Source organism: Aliivibrio sp. A6 (genome assembly GCF_028765505.1).
GTDB classification, from domain to species: domain Bacteria; phylum Pseudomonadota; class Gammaproteobacteria; order Enterobacterales; family Vibrionaceae; genus Aliivibrio; species Aliivibrio finisterrensis_A.
This window is the reverse complement of record NZ_JARACR010000122.1, coordinates 1-588: the sequence shown is the minus strand read 5'-3', so window position 1 is coordinate 588 and position 588 is coordinate 1. Positions and strand designations below refer to the sequence as shown.

Annotated in this window: 1 protein-coding gene; it reads right to left on the bottom strand. The window is 44.7% G+C overall.

The window, feature by feature from the left end; all coding sequences use genetic code 11:
- A partial coding sequence (locus PVK70_RS18880) for an Ig-like domain-containing protein (protein WP_274441720.1) occupies positions 1–588 on the bottom strand: 588 nt, incomplete at both ends.

The window sequence follows — 588 nt, the reverse complement described above, 5'->3', positions numbered from 1 at the left end:
TGATAAAGTACCACCCATAACACTTAAGTCTGACGCTACAAAATTCGTAGACGCTTCACTTAATGTTATGGTGATTGTCGCTGTGTCTCCTACGGCTAAATCCGTTGAGTTTGCTGTCATATTGATCGTTGGTACAACCGTATCAATAGTAAAGTCTACTGAAGCTCCAGCAGCATTCTTATTACCTTTCGCATCACTAAAGCTGTCTTGAGCTACCGTTACCTTACCTGCACCATTACTGCCTGCCGTTGGTGTAAACACCACTGTGTAGCTTGTACCTGAGCCAGTGAAAGTCGATAAAGTTCCTCCAGTCACACTCAAGTCTGATAAAGCAAAGTCCGTTGCTGTTTCGCTTAACGTAATAGTAAGCGTCGACGTTTCACCTGCCGATAAGTCAGTGCTATTCGCAGACATTGCAATCGTCGGTACAACCGTATCAACAGTAAAGTCTATTGAAGCTCCCGCGGCATTATTATTGCCCTTAGCATCAGTAAAGCTATCTTTCGCTACCGTTACCTTACCTGCCGCGACACTGTTTGCCGTTGGTGTAAACACCACCGTATAACTTGTACCTGAGCCAGTTAGAGT